Below are 17,078 nucleotides of genomic sequence, written 5' to 3'. Positions count from 1 at the left end.
TTTGCTTTGCCGCGCTTTTTTTATACTAAAAAGGAGGTTATTTTGATGGGTGTAAGTATGAAAGATATCAAGGAACTGCGTTCCCGCACCGGTGCTGGAGTTTTAGACTGTAAAAAAGCACTAAATAAAAAGAATGGAAATATTGATTCTGCAGTTGAATACTTGAGAGAAAAGGGAATGGCTGATGCTGCTAAAAAATCCGGTAGGATTGCTGCAGAAGGTCTTGTAAATCTTAAAATTACTGAAGATAGGAAAAATGGGATTATTGTTGAAATTAATAGTGAAACAGACTTTGTGGCTAAAAATGAAAGATTTCAGGGTTTGGTAGATAAAATTTCCGAACATATTCTGCAGAGTGAGTCAGATAATGTAGAAACATTATTAGAAGAAAAATGGCATCTTGATAATAATAAAACAGTTAATGACATTATAAAGGAAGCTATTGCAAATATCGGAGAAAATATTAATCTAAGAAGATTTAAAAGATTTGAAAGTGATGGTTTTCTTTACGGCTATATTCACCTTGGTGGTAAAATAGGTGTTATGGTAGATTTTGATGGTGAATTTTCTGAAGAAAAAGAACAAACTGCAAAAGATATTGCAATGCATATTGCAGCACTAAAGCCAGAATACTTAAGCCGGGAAGATGTAAGCCAGCGTGATATTGAAAAAGAAAAGAAAATTTATAAAGAACAGATGCTGAATGAAGGCAAACCAGAAAATATAATAGAAAAGATCGTTGAAGGTAAAATGAATAAATATTATACCCAGGTCTGTCTATTAGAACAGCCATTTGTAAGAGATGACGAAAAAAGTGTTGCAGATGTTTTAGCTGAAAAAGATATGTCTGTTAATGAGTTTGTGCGCTTTGAAATTGGTGAAGGTATAGAGAGAAAAGAAGAAGATTTTGCTGCTGAAGTTATGGCAGAAGCCAGAAAAAGCCAATAATAATTAAAAAAGAGAGCACTTTAACAGAGTGTTCTCTTTTTTAAGATATTCCTTTTTATTTAAAGGATATTGAAAAAATTCCGAGAATATTATTTAATGGAGGTTAATTAGATAATGACAGAAAATCCGATTTATTCGAGAATTCTTCTCAAAATCAGTGGAGAAGCTCTGGCCGGGAAAAATGGTTTTGGAATTGATCCGGACATGATAAAAAAAATTGCCGCAGAAATTCATGATGTTGTAAATGAAACAGGTGTTGAACTGGCAATTGTAGTTGGTGGTGGAAATATTTTTAGAGGAGTTGCCGGAAGTGCACGCGGTATGGACAGAGGTACAGCAGACTATATGGGCATGCTGGCAACAGTTATTAATGCTATGGCCTTACAGGATGCAATAGAAAAGTTTGGTATTGAAACTCGTGTCCAGTCTGCTATTGAAATGAGGCAAATTGCTGAACCTTATATTAGAAGAAGAGCAATTCGCCATCTGGAAAAAGGCAGAGTGGTAATATTTGCCGCCGGTACTGGAAATCCATTTTTTTCCACAGATACAACTGCTGCTTTGAGAGCTGCAGAAATTTCGGCTGATGCGATTTTAATGGCAAAAAATGTTGATGGAATATATGATTCAGATCCTGCTGTAAATGCAGATGCAGAAAAACATGAGCAGTTAAGCTATATTGATTTATTAAATAAATCTCTTCGGGTAATGGATTTTACTGCTGTATCACTATGTATGGATAACAAAATTCCACTGATTGTTTTTGGAGTTAAAAAAGAAGGTAATATTAAAAAAGTAGTACTGGGTGAAAAAATCGGTACATCTGTCAGTTAATCTTACTTAAGGAGGATTTGAGTATGTTAAATAAAGTTATGAAAGATACAGAAGATAAGATGCAGAAAGCTTTAGAAGCCACTAAAGAAGATTTAAACACAATTCGTACAGGCCGTGCCCGCCCTTCATTAGTTGAGAATATTAAAGCTAACAATTATGGTGTAGCTACTCCCATTCAGCAGATGGCAAAAATTGTTGCTCCAGAACCTAGATTAATAGTAATAGAACCCTGGGATAAAAACAATATTGAAGCAATAGAGAAAGCAATCATGCAGGAAAACCTCGGTTTAAACCCAAATAATGATGGAAATGTTATTAGAATTAATATTCCGAAACTGACAGAAGAGAGAAGAAAAGAACTGGTAAAGATTCTGCACGAAAAGGCGGAAAAGGGAAGAATAACTATTAGAAATATACGACGTGATGCAAATGATATGTTAAAAAAATATGAAAAAGATGGGGAAATTTCTGAAGATAACATGCACAGAGGTCTTGATAACGTTCAGGAACTGACCGATAAATATATAGATAAAATAGATTCTATTACAAATAAAAAAGAAGAAGAAATCATGGAAGTTTAAAATGGAATTTAATTTCGATGATTTTTTGGGCGGTTCTCTATCAGAAATAATTAATTTTTTAAAAACAAATAATATAGAATATAAATTAGTGCAGACCAAGGTCAGAAAAAGGGAAGAAAAAGGGATTAAAAGAGTAATAAATATAAAAAAAAGGGAAGATCATTATTTAATTATCTGGTCATATCAGTATTATTAATAACTTAAATAATTTTTATCAAATTTTAGTATCCCCCTCTCATGAGGGGGTAATTAATTAATTGTGAAGGGATGATTTTCATTGAGTAATCCTAATCATATAGCAATTATTATGGATGGAAACGGACGCTGGGCTAAATACAATGGTATTCCCAGACGTGAAGGCCACAAAAAAGGAGTTCAAACTCTGAAAAATATTGTAAAATATACTGCTGAAGCGGAAATCAACTATCTGACCGTTTATGCCTTTTCTACAGAAAATTGGAAGCGGCCAAAAACAGAGGTCAATTTTCTTATGCAGTTAATAAAAAAAACACTGCGGGAGGAAAAGCAGGAACTGATTGATAATGGTGTTAAAGTTAATTTTTTGGGAAGAAAACATGATCTTCCTGCTCAATTAATTAAAGAAATAAAATTAATTGAGCAAAAGTCTGCAAAAAATAAAAAATTAACTTTAAATATTGCTTTTAATTATGGTGGAAGAGCAGAAATTATTGATGCTGCAAAAAATATTATTAATAAATTTTCTAAAAATACAGAAATGCTTAATAAAATTGATGAAAATATTTTTGCTGATAATCTGTACGTGCCTAATCTGCCGGATGTTGATCTTTTAATAAGAACTGGTGGAAATAAAAGAATCAGTAATTTTTTGCTCTGGCAGATTGCTTATGCAGAATTATACTTTACTGATCAGTACTGGCCAGATTTTTCAGAAAAAGACCTTGAGGCTGCTGTTGAAGAATTTAAAACTAGAGAGCGTCGTTTTGGTGGTCTAAAAAATGATGGTGATATATGATGCTGAAGAAAAGAGTAGTAAGTGCTGTAATTGGTATACTACTATTAATTTTGCTTATATTTTATGGTTCATTAATTTTTACAATTACAGTTTCAGTATTAGTATTTATTGGTCTAAAAGAATACTGTAAAATGATACCTTTTAATATTAAATCCAGCAGGATAGTTATGTATTTTTCTGGATTTTTGCTGGTTATTAACAGTTATTTTGCAGTCAATAATTTTTTTAATTTACCCTATGGAATTATTTTATTTGTAATTGCAATTTTACTTTATTTAGATTTGCTGTTTAATTATGATGACAAAAGTTTTCTTAAAAATTTAAGCTGTGAATTTTTTGGAATAATATATATTGCAGGTGGAATGTCTTTTGCTGTTTTTTTAAGAGATTTTCCTTTTGCACCTTTTCAGAACACTTTTGCACTGTGGTTTGTATTAATAGCAACCTGGATTACGGATTCAAGTGCTTATTTTATAGGAAAAAACTTTGGAAAGAAGCAGCTTGCTCCTAAAATAAGCCCTAATAAAACTCTGGCAGGTGGGATTGGTGGAGTATTATTTACTGCCATTTTTATTCTTTTGGTGGGTTATTTTTTAAATATAAATTCTTTTTATTGGGTTATTTATTCATTTTTAATGCCGGCAGCTGCAATTATTGGTGACCTTTTTGAATCATGTTTAAAACGAAACTTAGGAGTTAAAGATACCGGAAACATAATTCCCGGTCACGGCGGAATTCTTGACAGATTTGATAGTTTTATATTTACGGCACCGGCTACTTATTATTTTCTTTATTTTCTTTTGGTGGTGTAATTTATGGCTGTAAAAAAATGGTATATCAGATATTTTTTGATGTTTGTATTTTTATTTATTTCTCTGTTTATTATTAAGTATATTTTTATCTATTTTACACCTTTTATCATAGCTGCTGTTTTATCCAGTCTTATAAATCCAGTGGTAGATTACTTTGATAGCTTGATTCCAATTAATAGGGGATTTATTGTTATTTTAGTTCTTGCTTTAGTACTTATTTTAGTTATTTCTATGCTTATAATTGGTGGTGCTCAAATATATTTAGAATTAACTCGTCTTTTAAAAAATTTGCCTGATTATAAAAGTATCGGCACCAGATTTCAGTGGATAGTAAATCAGAATAAACAGTTTGAAATTTTTCTGGAAAATCTGGATATATCAGAACCTGTAAAAGATGCTATAAACAGCAATTTTCAGATGATTTATGATGGAATAAGGAATACCATTATATCTTTTATAAATAATTTACTTGATTTTTTGAGCAGATTTCCAAATATGATGATGATTCTGTTTATTAGTTTTATTGCTACTTTTTTTATAAGTAAAGATAGAGATAAAATCAAAACTTTTCTTGTGAAGTTATTTCCTCAGGAAGTACAGCCCAAAATTGCCGATGTCTTTTCACAGCTTAATATTTCTGCTATTGGGTATATTAGGGCAATGCTGATATTAATTTCAATCACCGGTATTATTACAGGTTTGGGCCTGACTTTACTTGGAAATCAATATGCAGTAATTTTTGCTGTAGCTGCTGCAGTTCTGGATCTTATTCCGATTATTGGTCCTGCTATGCTGTTTTATCCCTGGATTATTATTTCTTTTTTGATGCAGAACATTTCTTTTGCTGTAAGTCTTGTTATTTTACATGCATTTATTGCCGGCATTAGATCAGCTTCAGAGGGAAAAATAATGGGAACAAATCTTGGTCTACACCCTTTAGCTACTATGACTGCTATATATTCGGGATTTAGAATTCTAGGTGTAATTGGAGTTGTTGTTGGGCCATCCTTTCTAGTACTTATTAAAGCAATTATTGACTCTGAACTTATAGATATAAAGGAGTGAAAAGATGAAAGAAATTATTATTTTGGGTTCTACCGGTTCTGTGGGAACTCAGACATTAGAAGTAATAGATCATTTGGATAACTGGAGAGTTAAAATACTTGCTGTATATGAAAATACTGAACTGTTAAAAAAACAGATCAAAAAATACAGACCTGAATATGCTGTTGTAGTCGATAAAGAAGCAGCTGTAGAATTAAAAAAGACAATAACCGTAAAAACGAAAATTTTAGCAGGTGAAAATGCTTTAATTGATGCTGCTTCTGAAAATGCAGATTTGGTTTTAAATGCCGTTGTTGGAGCAGCTGGGCTTAAACCCTCTATAGCTGCTGTAAAGGCAGGTAATGATCTTGCACTGGCTAATAAAGAAAGTCTTGTTATTGGTGGTAATATTTTAACTGAAGCTGTGAAACAAAATGATGTTAATCTTCTGCCGGTCGATAGTGAACATAATGCTATTTTCCAGCTTATGGAAAATCATCAAAAAGATCTTAAAGAGATTATTTTAACTGCATCTGGTGGGCCATTCTTTTCTTTTACACAGGAACAGTTAAAAGATGTTTCAGTAAAAGATGCATTAAATCACCCCACATGGGAAATGGGTAATAAAATAACAATCGATTCGGCATCACTTATGAACAAAGGGCTGGAAGTGATAGAAGTTCACTGGCTTTTTGATGTAAATTACGATCAAATAAAAGTGCTTATTCATCCACAGAGTATAGTCCACTCTATGATTCGCCTCACTGACGGCACTATAATGGCAGAAATGGGTGCCGCAGATATGCGAATACCCATTCAATACTGCTTAACATATCCTGACAGGCAGAAAGTTATGACTGACGATCTGCAGCTAGAAGAAGTAGGAATACTTGATTTTTATAAACCTGATACAGAAAAGTTTCCTGCTCTTGATTATGCATATACTGCCGGTAGAGCAGGTGGAACTTTTCCAGCTGCGCTAAATGCCAGCAATGAAGTTGCTGTAAAACATTTTCTGCAGGGGAATATTCCTTTTTTAGCTTTAAATAGAGTTACTGCGTCTGTACTGGATATGCACGAAAATATTTCCAATCCAAATTTAGATGAAATTATTGCTGCTGACAGATGGGCCAGAAAAACAGCTCTGGAGGTTATTAATAAATGGTTTTAACGATATTTACATTTATTGTTGTACTGGGAGTTCTAATTTTTATTCATGAATTTGGGCACTATATAACAGCAAAAAAATCTGATATACTAGTAGAAGAATTTGCATTAGGTTTTGGCCCAAAATTAATTTCTAAAAAAGTTGGAGAAACAGTTTATTCCATAAGGAGCATCCCCCTGGGTGGATTTTGCAATATGGCTGGTGAGTTTCCTGCTGATGATGAAGATATGGAAGAAAAGGAACGAACAACTTACAAAAAAGCAGAAGAAAATGGCAGGCTGTTTCATCAAAAATCAGCTTTTAAGCGTTTTGCTGTAATATTTATGGGCCCTGTAATGAACTTTCTGCTGGCCGGCTTTATATTTATCTTAATTTTTTCTGTTTTCGGTATTCCTGTATCAAGCTCAAATGAAGCTGTACTGGGAGAAATTATTCCAGAAAAACCAGCTGCTGAAGCAGGTCTGCAGCCAAATGATAAAATAATATCTATAAATGGAATACAGGTAAAAAGCTGGGAGGAAATGGCATCATTAATTAGAGAAAATCCTTCTAAAGTAATAAAAATTGAATTTGAAAGAAACGGAAAAATTAAGCAGGTAACTTTAATACCTGAATACAGCAAAGATTCTAATGGAGGGATAATCGGAATATATCCACAGCTAATCAGAGAAAAAATATCATTTTTCGAATCAATAAAACTTGGTATTTTGCAGACTTTTAGAATAATACAGTTTACTATTATTGGTTTTATTCAGATGGTTTCAGAGCCTTCTGCATCAGACATTGGTGGGCCAATCATGATTGCATCGATAGTCGGTCAAGCGGCTCGTGTTGGAATATTAAATGTTTTAAACTGGACAGCCATAATAAGTATTAATCTCGGCATAATTAATTTGCTTCCTTTTCCTGCACTTGATGGAGGTAGAATATTATTTATAATAATTGAAATGTTAAGAGGAAAAGCTGTTGATGCCAAAAAAGAGAATTTTGTACATTTAATAGGTTTTGCAATTTTAATTATGTTTATGATATTTATTATTTATAAAGATATTATGAGGAGTTTATTTTAGTAAGAAAGTCAGAAGAGGTGTTAATCGATGTATAGGAGAAGAAAAACCAAAAAAGTTTATTTTGGGGATGTTCCGGTAGGTGGTGATGCCCCTATATCTGTTCAGTCAATGACAAATACTAAAACTTCTGATATTAAATCAACTGCTGAACAGATAAAAATATTAGAAAATTTAGGCTGTGAAATAATTAGAACAGCAGTACCTGATATAGAAAGTGCACGAGCTATAAAAGAGCTAAAAAAAGAAATTAATATTCCTATCGTGGCTGATATTCATTTTGACTATAAACTTGCACTTGAATCAGTTAATTCAGGTGTAGATGCACTGCGTATAAATCCAGGAAATATTGGGAAAGAAAGAAATATAAAAAAAGTGGCAGAAGCTTGTCAAAAAGCTAAAATACCGATAAGGGTTGGCAGTAATTCTGGTTCAATAGAAAAATCAATTTTGGAAAAATATGGTGGTCCTACAGCAGAGGCTATGGTAGAAAGTGCTCTGCAGAATATCCGTATTCTGGAAGATAATAATTTTTTTGATATTGTTATATCACTTAAATCAACCGATATTTTTACAACAATAGAGGCCTATTCTCTTATGGCTGAAAAGGTAGATTACCCCTTCCATATTGGTATTACTGAAGCTGGTACTTCCTGGGGGGGTACTATTAAATCTTCTATAGGTATAGGATCACTGCTGAGCTGTGGATTGGGTGACACTATCCGTGTTTCGCTGACTGCTGAACCAGAAGAAGAAGTTCGTGTTGGCTGGCAAATATTAAAATCTCTCAAGCTGCGGGAAAAAGGAGTGGAGATTGTATCCTGTCCAAGCTGTGGAAGAACAGAAATTGATTTAATTCCTCTGGCTGAACGGGTGGAAAAATTGACTTCTCATATTGATAAAAATATAACAATAGCAGTAATGGGATGTGCAGTCAATGGTCCTGGAGAAGCAAAGGAAGCAGATATAGGTATAGCGGGAGGGAAACAGGAGGGACTTATCTTTAAAAAAGGAAAAGTTATAAAGAAAGTTCCAGAAGAAAAACTTTCAGAAGAGCTTTTAAAAGAAATTGAAAATATTTAACTGAATTAAAACGGTTTATATGCGAATGTTAAAATTATATCTACCAACCCTAAAAGAAGAGCCTTCTGAAGCAGAAATAATTGAAGCAAAATTAAGGTCAAGTAATAAAGATTATAGACTTTCCCCATTTTTTATATACTGCTGCAAAAAGGGGAGATGCAGGAATATTGAAATTTTTAGTCAATGAATCTTAACGAAATGAAGGAAGAAATAGGGTTGAACTGCAGGATGGAGTGAGCTAATCATGAGTCAGGAGGACTCATTGATTAGTGTGCCCTATTTCACATCCGAATTGAGTTTTAGATAAATCTAAAAATTTCGTTGATGACTAAAGCCCCCTTTTTGCAGCTTGAAAATAAATTTTGGGGAAACTCCTTATAAAGATTGTGTGATAAATCTGGACAATTATTAAAAGAAATTAAAGAATTATATAACAAAATTGACAATTATAATTAGGTATAAGGTGTGATTTTTGTGGACATTTCAGCGTTAATACCCGCCTACAATGAAGAAAAACAAATATCTGGTGTTTTAACTACATTAATTAAAGTTGATTATCTCAAAGAAATTGTAGTAGTAAATGATGGCTCAAAAGATAAAACTGCCGAAATAGCATCCTCTTTTGGAGTAAAAGTTATTACCCTTCAGGAAAATAGAGGTAAAGCAGCTGCTGTAATGGAAGGAATTAAACACTTAAGTTGTGAAATTGTTGTTCTGCTGGATGCTGATCTGATCGGCTTAAAAAAAGAACATATTGATCAACTGGTAGAACCTATGTTAAATGATGATTTAGATATGTGTGTGGGTATTTTAGAAAACAGCAGCAGTATTGCAGAAATTGCACAGCAGATTACACCTACTTTATCTGGGCAAAGAGCAGTAAAAAAACATATCTTTTATCAGATTGAAAATTTAGAAGAATCAGGATTTGGAATTGAATTAGCTTTAAATAAATATGTAAAGAACTACGGTAGATCTTTTCAGGTTAAACTAAATAATGTAAGCCATGTAAAAAAAGAAAAGAAATTCGGCTTTTTAAAGGGATTTGTAAAAAGATTAAAAATGTATTTAGATATAATAAGAACTTTTTTTCTTAATTTATTTAATTGAGTTATGAATTTAGGAGGTATTTTAATGAACAAGGCAGTATGCTGCAATATAGACAATAACAATACTCCTTTTAAATATATTTTATGTGATGAAAAAAATAGTAAAATTATGCTTTTATCAACAAAAAAAGTATCTTCAGAAGAAATTAAAAGTTTGATAGAAAAAAAACTAGATTTTTTAACCAGAAAATATCAAATAGAAGTGATAGATAATTTAAGCCTTAAAGAAGAAATAACACTGATATGGCCACATATAATTCGGAATTTTAAAGATGAATTTTGTTTTACTACTAACTGGCTTAAAAGAGCCCATATTTTTGTGGAAGATAATCAATTGATGCTAAAAATGGAAACAGAAGTAGCAAAAAAAGCTCTCGCTCAGAAAAAAGTAATTGTTTTCTTGGAAAAAAACATAAATAAATATCTTCCACAGATAAAAAAAGTTACTGTTCATAATGGCGATTTTCTGGACGACATTAAAGAAAAAACTCTTATTGTCGAAGAAATGAACAAAAATAATACTGATGACAGCAGCAGTGTTAGTGCTGAAATCAACAATAAAAAATCTTACAAAAAGAAAAATAAACAAAATAGAAATAAAACCAATATAATATGCGGCCGTAAGATAAAGCAAAAAACTACTCACACACTGGATCAGCTCAATAGAGAAATATCATCTGCTGTGGTAGAAGCTTCAGTCTTTTCAGTTGAAAAAAAGGAAACACGCAAAGGCAAACTGCTCTACATATTACAGATCACAGATTACAAAAGCTCTATCTCTGCCAAAGTTTTTTCTGATGATGAAATTGAAAAAATTGAATCACTCAATAAAGGTGACTGGATAAAACTTAGAGGGAAAGTTACTTTTGATCCATACAGCAGAGACTGGAATATTCTCTTTAATGATATGATGAAAATAAATAAAAAAACTAGACAGGATAATAATCCAAAAAAAAGAGTTGAATTACATCTCCATACACAGATGAGTGCTATGGATTCAGTACTTAATATTAATGATGCTGTTAAAAGAGCAGCAGATTGGGGTCATAATGCTGTTGCTGTAACTGATCATGGTGTGGTTCAATCTTTTCCAGATGCCTATAAAGCCGGTAAAAAATATGGTGTTAAAATCATCTATGGTTTAGAGGCATATTTAGTTGATGATGGTGAACCAATAATTACCAAACCTTTCCCTGAAAAAATTGATGAAGTGGAATTTATAGTTTTTGATTTAGAAACAACTGGTCTTAATCCTTCTCAGCATGAAATAATTGAAATTGGGGCAGTGAAATTTAAAAATGGTGAAATTATAGACAAATTTAATACATTTGTAAACGCCAAAAATAAAATACCATCCAAAATAACTGAAATTACAGGTATTAAAGAAGAGATGCTTAAAGCCGCACCCTCTTTAAAAGAAGCGGTTAATAAATTTCTTGAATTTGCGGATAATTCTGTTCTGGTAGCCCATAATGCTGATTTTGATTATGGTTTTATAAGATCTGCACTGCAGAATTTGAATATTAAAAAAGATGAGTTTACTGTTTTAGATACTTTATCACTTTCGCGAGCACTGGTTAAAGATATTAAAAATTACAAATTAAATACTCTTTCAGACTATTTTGCTGTTGACTTAAAAAATCATCACCGTGCTCTTGATGATGCACTGGCTACAGCAGAAATACTGGCCAATCTGCTGAAGCTTTTAAAAGAAGATAAAAATGATAGTTTAATGGATATAAATAATTATATCAGCAAAATAGATTGGAAAGACTTAAGACCGTTTCATACAGTTTTACTTGCTAAAAATAAAAAAGGACTTAAAAATTTATATAAACTGGTTTCTATTTCACATCTAAATAATTTTTATAAAAAACCAAGAATTTTAAAAAGCAAGCTTCTTCAGTATCGGGAAGGACTTTTGGTGGGATCTGCCTGCGAATCAGGTCAGCTATTTAAAGCACTTGTTAATAACAGACCTATCAATGAAATAGAAAAAATATCTACTCTCTATGATTTTTTTGAAATACAGCCTTTAGGAAATAATGAATTTTTAATTCCTGATAAAGTTAATTCTAGTCAGGATCTGAAAAATATAAATAAAAAAATATATAACCTTGGCAAAAAATTGGATAAACCTGTTGCAGCAACTTCTGATGTTCATTTTCTTGATCCACACGACAGTATATTTAGAAAAATTCTGCAGGTAGGACAAAAATTTCCTGATGCTGATCAGCAGCCACCATTATACTATAGAACAACAGAAGAAATGCTGGATGAATTTTCCTATCTTGGGAAAGAGGCTGCTGAAGAAGTTGTTATTACTAATACTCAGAAAATATCTGCACAGATTGATAATTTGCAGCCTATTCCGGATGGGCTGTTCACTCCAGAAATAAAAGGTGCAGAAGAGGAGATAAGAAAAATGTCTTACAGAAAGGCCCGCAAACTTTATGGAGAAAATTTGCCCCAACTTGTTGTCAGCAGGCTGGAAAAAGAGCTGAAATCTATAATAGATAATGGGTTTGCTGTGATATATCTAATATCACATAAACTTGTTAAAAAATCACTTGAAGATGGATATTTAGTTGGTTCCAGAGGTTCAGTTGGCTCTTCATTTGTTGCCACTATGTGTGAAATTACTGAAGTAAATCCTCTGCCACCACACTATAGATGCCCTAAATGTTTTAAAAATGAATTTATTGAAGATGGATCAATAGGTACAGGTGTAGATCTGCCTCCAAAAACATGTCCGGAATGTGGCTCTCAATATGAAAAAGACGGTTTTGACATTCCTTTTGAGGTTTTTATGGGTTTTAAAGGTGATAAAGTTCCTGATATTGACCTCAATTTTTCCGGTGAATATCAAAGTGAAATACATCATTATACAGAAGAGTTTTTTGGCCGTGATTATGTTTTTAGAGCAGGTACAATATCTACAATTGCTGAAAGAACAGCTTTTGGTTTTGTTAAAAATTATTTAGATGATAGGGGAATAGAAGTTAATCAGACTGAAATTAATCGATTGGTAGATGGATGTACGGGAGTGCGAAAAACGACCGGACAGCATCCGGGCGGACTAATGATTGTACCAAAATCTAAAGATATATTTGATTTTTCTCCCATTCAGCATCCTGCCAATGACCAGTCAATAGATGTCAGGACAACTCATTTTGATTATCATTCAATCAGCGGCAGAATTTTAAAACTAGATCTACTTGGACATGATGATCCTACATCAATTAGAATGCTGCAGGATTTAACTGGTATAGACCCCAAATCTATTCCACTTGATGATAAAAAAACTATGAGCATTTTTTCTAATCAGAAAGCTCTCAATCTTAATTCAGATATCTTAAAAACAGAAGTTGGTACTCTTGGTATACCTGAATTTGGTACAGGATTTGTAAGACAGATGCTTGAAGATACAAGGCCGACCACTTTTGCAGAACTGGTTAGAATAAGTGGACTTTCTCACGGTACAGATGTATGGTTAAATAATGCTCAAAATTTAATAAAATCAGGAAAAGCTAAACTTTCAGAGGTAATATCTGTGCGTGATGATATTATGAACTATTTACTTCAGAAAGGTGTTGATCCCCAGGATTCTTTCTGGATTATGGAACATGTTCGAAAGGGAAAAGGACTGACCAAAGAAGAAGAAAGTATAATGAAAAATAATAACATTCCCAGCTGGTATATTGATTCCTGCAAAAAAATAAAATATATGTTTCCTAAAGCACATGCAGCTGCTTATGTCACAATGGCATTTAGAATTGCATATTTTAAAGTACATTATCCAGCAGCATTTTATACTACTTATTTCAGCACTAAAGCTGATGATTTTGATGCACAGCTCGCCTGTAATGGGCGCCAAAAAGTTGAAAAAACTATTAGAGATTTGAAAGACAAGGGAAATGATATGACTGCCAAAGAAAGTGGAACTCTTACAGTACTAAAAATTGTGTTAGAAGCTATGCTGAGGGGAATAGAGTTTATGTCTGTTGATATTTATAAATCAGATGCATCTAAATTTAAAAAAATAGATAATAAACTACTTCCACCTCTAATCAGTCTGCAGGGTCTTGGGCGTAGTGCTGCCGAAAGTATTGTGGAAGAAAGGTTAAAATCAGATTTCACTTCTATTGAAGACCTTTCAAATAGAACTTCTGTTACTAAAACTGTAATAGAAAAGCTCAGAGAACATGGTTCTCTGGATGGATTACCCGAAAAAAATCAGCTCTCACTCTTTTAAAATAGTTACCTATTTTTAAATTATGCTGTACAAAATTAGATAAAGGAATATTAAAATTTCTTACTCAATTATTATTCACAAGACCAGAGGAGGGATTCCTGCATTTTATGCAGGTACACTAACCTGACAAGTATGATAACTATTAATATTTTTTAAAAAACTATTAGATTTGGCGTAACGCAATAGAATATTGGAGGAGAGATAATGATTATTGATTTTTTAATTGATCTATCACCCCTAATGCAGGCTTTACTGGCAACATTATTTACCTGGTTTGTTACAGCTTTGGGGGCAGCAGTAGTTTTCTTTTTTAAAAATGTTAATCGCAGACTTCTTGACAGCATGCTTGGGTTTGCTGCTGGAATAATGATAGCAGCAAGTTTTTGGTCTTTACTTGCTCCTGCAATAGAAATTTCCGAAAGTCAGGGAGTAGCAGGTTGGATTCCTGCTGTAATTGGTTTTTTAATGGGAGGAATATTTTTACGTCTGGTTGATATGGTTTTGCCTCATCTGCATCCAGCTTTAGCTAAAAGTGAACCTGAGGGAATTAAAACTAACTGGCAGAGAAGTGTTTTGTTGGTTCTAGCAGTTACTTTACATAATTTTCCAGAAGGACTTGCGGTTGGAGTAGCTTTTGGGGCAGCTGCAGCGGGTATTCCGTCTGCTACAATTGCTGGTGCTGTTGTACTGGCAGGGGGGATTGGACTTCAGAATTTTCCTGAAGGAGCAGCTGTATCTATTCCTTTAAAAAGAGAAGGCCTTTCTGCAAAGAAAAGTTTTATGTATGGTCAGCTTTCGGGAGCTGTTGAACCTATAGCAGGAATTTTAGGTGCAGCAGCAGTTTATTATATTAGACCTATACTTCCTTATGCTTTAGCTTTTGCTGCCGGTGCAATGATTTTTGTAGTAGGAGAAGAGTTAATACCCGAAGCTAACTCAGAAGGCAACAGTGATTTAGCTACGACAGGTTTAATGTTGGGTTTTGCAGTCATGATGTTTTTAGATATTTCTCTTGGTTAATTTAAATACTGTTTTATTAATAAGTTTAAGATATCTGGAGTAAGATTATTTTTAGAGTTGCAAAATGGGGAAACTCCTTTTAAAAATTATTAACTTGCAAGAAAAAAAAAGCTGTGATAAAATTATATAAGTAATGAAAATTTGTTTATAATGATGAAAAAGGAGTGGGGCTTCCCACTCCTTAATTATAGCAGTAATATAAATAAAAACTTAATATTTAGAGAGGAGTGATTTTTTTGGGTAAAATAGCTGATAAAGTTAGTAAATTTGTGCTCCCAATTGCTCACAGTGAAAAATTAGACCTTATTGATGTTGAATATTTAAAAGAAGGAAACAGCTGGATTTTGAGAGTTTTTCTCGAAAACAGTGATGGAGATCTAACTATAGAACAGTGTGAAAAAGTAAGCAGGGCCCTGGGAAATATTCTAGATGAGGAAGATCCAATTCCAGATAGTTATATACTGGAAGTTTCTTCTCCAGGATTGGAGAGACCACTTAAAAATAAAAAAGATTATGAGAGATTTAATGGAGAATATATCTATGTTAAAACATATAAAAATATTAACAGCAAAAAAGAATTTACAGGTATACTTAAGAAATCAGATGACGAAAAAATACAGCTAAAATTAAAAAATGGTAAAACATTAGATATAGATTATTCACTGATTGCAAAAGCAAATTTGACTGTTGAAATTTAAATAAAGGGGGGGTTATAATGAATGTAGATTTTATTCAGGCCCTTGATGATATCGAAAAGGATAAAGGAATTAGTAAGGATATTTTAATAGAGGCAATTGAAACAGCACTTGTTTCAGCTTATAAAAAAGATTTTGGTTCAAAAGATAATGTAAGAGTTGATATTTCTGCCAAAACTGGAGATGTAAGAGTTTATTCCAGAAAAGAAGTGGTAGAAGATGTCAGCAGTGAACATTCAGAAATCGCTTTAGAAAAAGCAGAAAAAATAAATCCAAATTATGAGCTTGGTGATATTGTTGAAATCGAAGTTACCCCAGCTAATTTTGGCAGAATAGCTGCTCAAACGGCAAAACAGGTTGTAATGCAGAGAATTAGAGAAGCAGAAAGAGATGTAATATATGAAGAATACAAACAAAAAGAAGATGAATTAATTACAGGTACTATTCAGCGTTTTCACAACAATAATATATTGATAGACATGGGAAAAACTGAAGCTTTGCTGCCACCTTCTGAACAGATAGAAGGTGAGGAATATGAGATTGGGAAAAGAATAAAATTATATGTTGTTGAAGTTAGTTCCACAACTAAAGGTCCACGTATTCTTGTTTCTAGAACTCATCCAGGTCTGCTGAAAAGATTATTTGAAATTGAAGTACCGGAAATTTTTCAGGGAATAGTTGAAATAAAAGCTGTTGCAAGGGAAGCAGGACATAGATCAAAAATGGCTGTTTCTACTAATGATAAAAAAGTTGATCCGGTTGGAGCATGTGTCGGTCCTAAAGGTATGCGGGTACAGGCTGTTGTTGATCAGCTAAACAATGAAAAAATTGATATTGTAAAATGGGATGATTCACCAGCTGTTTTTGTTGCAAATGCTTTAAATCCTGCTAAAGTAGTTGATGTTACAATAAATAAAAAGGATAAAATTGCAGAAGTGGTTGTTCCGGATTTCCAACTTTCTCTTGCTATTGGAAAAGAAGGACAAAATGCCAGACTTGCTGCAAAATTAACTGGCTGGAAAGTTGATATTAAAAAAGAATCTGAATTTGATGATAAAGAAGATTCTGTATCTGAAACAGCAGCTAATCTGGAAGCAGAGACAGCTGAAGTCAGTTCTGAAGAATTAGAATTAAATGTTAAAGAATTAGAAAATACTGCTGAAGAAGAAAAAAATCTTAAGGAGGATTAAGATTGCAGAGAAGATCACCTATTCGTAAATGTGTAGGCTGTGGTGACCGCAGAGACAAAATTGAATTATTGAGAATTGTTAATAATAAAGGAGAAATTATTATTGATCCAGGCGGAAAACTGCCCGGTCGTGGAGCATATCTTTGTCCAAACATGGATTGTTTAGAAAAAGCTGTGTCTAAAAACAAACTATCAGATGCATTAAAATTTGAGATTTCAGATGAAATTTACGAAAAAATTTCGGAGGAGATCAAACATGATTAATTGACAGCAGAATAT

Annotated in this window: 16 protein-coding genes; all 16 read left to right on the top strand. The window is 32.8% G+C overall.

All coding sequences use genetic code 11. The annotated features are described in order from the left end of the window. Positions 1-45: 45 nt before the first annotated feature. A complete protein-coding gene (tsf, locus tag DFR78_RS01190) occupies positions 46-948 on the top strand; it encodes a translation elongation factor Ts (protein ID WP_114457011.1) in 903 nt (300 codons plus the stop codon). 114 nt (positions 949-1,062) lie between these two features. Then, positions 1,063-1,782, top strand: a complete 720-nt coding sequence (pyrH, locus tag DFR78_RS01185; RefSeq protein WP_114457010.1) for a UMP kinase — start codon at positions 1,063-1,065, stop codon at positions 1,780-1,782. Between the two features lie 23 nt (positions 1,783-1,805). Then, the gene (gene frr / locus DFR78_RS01180; RefSeq protein WP_114457009.1) at positions 1,806-2,363 is read left to right on the top strand and encodes a ribosome recycling factor; all 558 of its coding nucleotides are present in this window, start codon (positions 1,806-1,808) and stop codon (positions 2,361-2,363) included. A 1-nt stretch (position 2,364) separates the two neighbouring features. After that, entirely contained in the window at positions 2,365-2,559 is a 195-nt protein-coding gene (locus DFR78_RS01175) for a hypothetical protein (RefSeq protein ID WP_114457008.1), read from the top strand. Between the two features lie 81 nt (positions 2,560-2,640). After that, on the top strand, positions 2,641-3,357 hold the full coding sequence (locus DFR78_RS01170) for an isoprenyl transferase (RefSeq protein ID WP_114457007.1): 717 nt from the start codon (positions 2,641-2,643) through the stop codon (positions 3,355-3,357). After that, complete coding sequence (locus tag DFR78_RS01165) at positions 3,357-4,169, top strand: phosphatidate cytidylyltransferase (protein WP_114457006.1); 813 nt, start codon at positions 3,357-3,359, stop codon at positions 4,167-4,169. The genes DFR78_RS01170 and DFR78_RS01165 overlap by 1 nt, the downstream gene beginning before the upstream one ends. 3 nt (positions 4,170-4,172) lie before the next feature. Continuing rightward, positions 4,173-5,234, top strand: coding sequence for a sporulation integral membrane protein YtvI (gene ytvI, locus DFR78_RS01160; RefSeq protein ID WP_114457005.1), 1,062 nt, complete (start codon positions 4,173-4,175; stop codon positions 5,232-5,234). Between the two features lie 4 nt (positions 5,235-5,238). Next, complete coding sequence (locus DFR78_RS01155; RefSeq protein ID WP_114457004.1) at positions 5,239-6,384, top strand: 1-deoxy-D-xylulose-5-phosphate reductoisomerase; 1,146 nt, start codon at positions 5,239-5,241, stop codon at positions 6,382-6,384. After that, complete coding sequence (rseP, locus tag DFR78_RS01150; RefSeq protein ID WP_114457003.1) at positions 6,375-7,451, top strand: RIP metalloprotease RseP; 1,077 nt, start codon at positions 6,375-6,377, stop codon at positions 7,449-7,451. Before DFR78_RS01155 ends, rseP begins: the two co-directional genes overlap by 10 nt. Before the next feature lie 27 nt (positions 7,452-7,478). Continuing rightward, positions 7,479-8,531: a flavodoxin-dependent (E)-4-hydroxy-3-methylbut-2-enyl-diphosphate synthase gene (gene ispG / locus DFR78_RS01145; protein WP_114457002.1), complete on the top strand. Its 1,053-nt coding sequence runs from the start codon at positions 7,479-7,481 to the stop codon at positions 8,529-8,531. Between the two features lie 474 nt (positions 8,532-9,005). Next, positions 9,006-9,641, top strand: a complete 636-nt coding sequence (locus tag DFR78_RS01140; RefSeq protein ID WP_114457001.1) for a glycosyltransferase family 2 protein — start codon at positions 9,006-9,008, stop codon at positions 9,639-9,641. A gap of 24 nt (positions 9,642-9,665) precedes the next feature. After that, entirely contained in the window at positions 9,666-13,895 is a 4,230-nt protein-coding gene (locus tag DFR78_RS01135; protein WP_114457000.1) for a PolC-type DNA polymerase III, read from the top strand. Positions 13,896-14,099: 204 nt separating this feature from the next. Beyond that, complete coding sequence (locus DFR78_RS01130) at positions 14,100-14,915, top strand: ZIP family metal transporter (protein ID WP_114456999.1); 816 nt, start codon at positions 14,100-14,102, stop codon at positions 14,913-14,915. A 227-nt stretch (positions 14,916-15,142) separates the two neighbouring features. After that, on the top strand, positions 15,143-15,613 hold the full coding sequence (rimP, locus tag DFR78_RS01125) for a ribosome maturation factor RimP (RefSeq protein WP_114456998.1): 471 nt from the start codon (positions 15,143-15,145) through the stop codon (positions 15,611-15,613). Positions 15,614-15,630: 17 nt separating this feature from the next. After that, on the top strand, positions 15,631-16,800 hold the full coding sequence (gene nusA, locus DFR78_RS01120) for a transcription termination factor NusA (protein ID WP_114456997.1): 1,170 nt from the start codon (positions 15,631-15,633) through the stop codon (positions 16,798-16,800). A 2-nt stretch (positions 16,801-16,802) separates the two neighbouring features. Further along, positions 16,803-17,063 carry an RNase P modulator RnpM gene (rnpM, locus tag DFR78_RS01115; RefSeq protein ID WP_114456996.1) on the top strand — a complete coding sequence of 87 codons (261 nt, stop codon included), beginning with the start codon at positions 16,803-16,805 and terminating at the stop codon, positions 17,061-17,063. Positions 17,064-17,078: the final 15 nt, after the last annotated feature.

The sequence above is a fragment of the Halanaerobium sp. MA284_MarDTE_T2 genome (assembly GCF_003337245.1).
In the GTDB taxonomy this organism is placed as follows: Bacteria; Bacillota; Halanaerobiia; order Halanaerobiales; family Halanaerobiaceae; genus QPJE01.
The sequence above is the reverse complement of the archived record's forward strand: the minus strand, read 5'-3'. Positions and strand labels throughout refer to the sequence as shown.

What these genes read in the sequence shown, in the direction of transcription:
- DFR78_RS01165 (WP_114457006.1), top strand. Translation starts at nt 3,357, where the DNA reads ATGCTGAAGAAAAGAGTAGTAAGTGCTGTAATTGGTATACTACTATTA.
- tsf (WP_114457011.1), top strand. Translation starts at nt 46, where the DNA reads ATGGGTGTAAGTATGAAAGATATCAAGGAACTGCGTTCCCGCACCGGT.
- DFR78_RS01135 (WP_114457000.1), top strand. Translation starts at nt 9,666, where the DNA reads ATGAACAAGGCAGTATGCTGCAATATAGACAATAACAATACTCCTTTT.
- pyrH (WP_114457010.1), top strand. Translation starts at nt 1,063, where the DNA reads ATGACAGAAAATCCGATTTATTCGAGAATTCTTCTCAAAATCAGTGGA.
- frr (WP_114457009.1), top strand. Translation starts at nt 1,806, where the DNA reads ATGTTAAATAAAGTTATGAAAGATACAGAAGATAAGATGCAGAAAGCT.
- DFR78_RS01130 (WP_114456999.1), top strand. Translation starts at nt 14,100, where the DNA reads ATGATTATTGATTTTTTAATTGATCTATCACCCCTAATGCAGGCTTTA.
- DFR78_RS01175 (WP_114457008.1), top strand. Translation starts at nt 2,365, where the DNA reads ATGGAATTTAATTTCGATGATTTTTTGGGCGGTTCTCTATCAGAAATA.
- ispG (WP_114457002.1), top strand. Translation starts at nt 7,479, where the DNA reads ATGTATAGGAGAAGAAAAACCAAAAAAGTTTATTTTGGGGATGTTCCG.
- DFR78_RS01155 (WP_114457004.1), top strand. Translation starts at nt 5,239, where the DNA reads ATGAAAGAAATTATTATTTTGGGTTCTACCGGTTCTGTGGGAACTCAG.
- nusA (WP_114456997.1), top strand. Translation starts at nt 15,631, where the DNA reads ATGAATGTAGATTTTATTCAGGCCCTTGATGATATCGAAAAGGATAAA.
- rseP (WP_114457003.1), top strand. Translation starts at nt 6,375, where the DNA reads ATGGTTTTAACGATATTTACATTTATTGTTGTACTGGGAGTTCTAATT.
- ytvI (WP_114457005.1), top strand. Translation starts at nt 4,173, where the DNA reads ATGGCTGTAAAAAAATGGTATATCAGATATTTTTTGATGTTTGTATTT.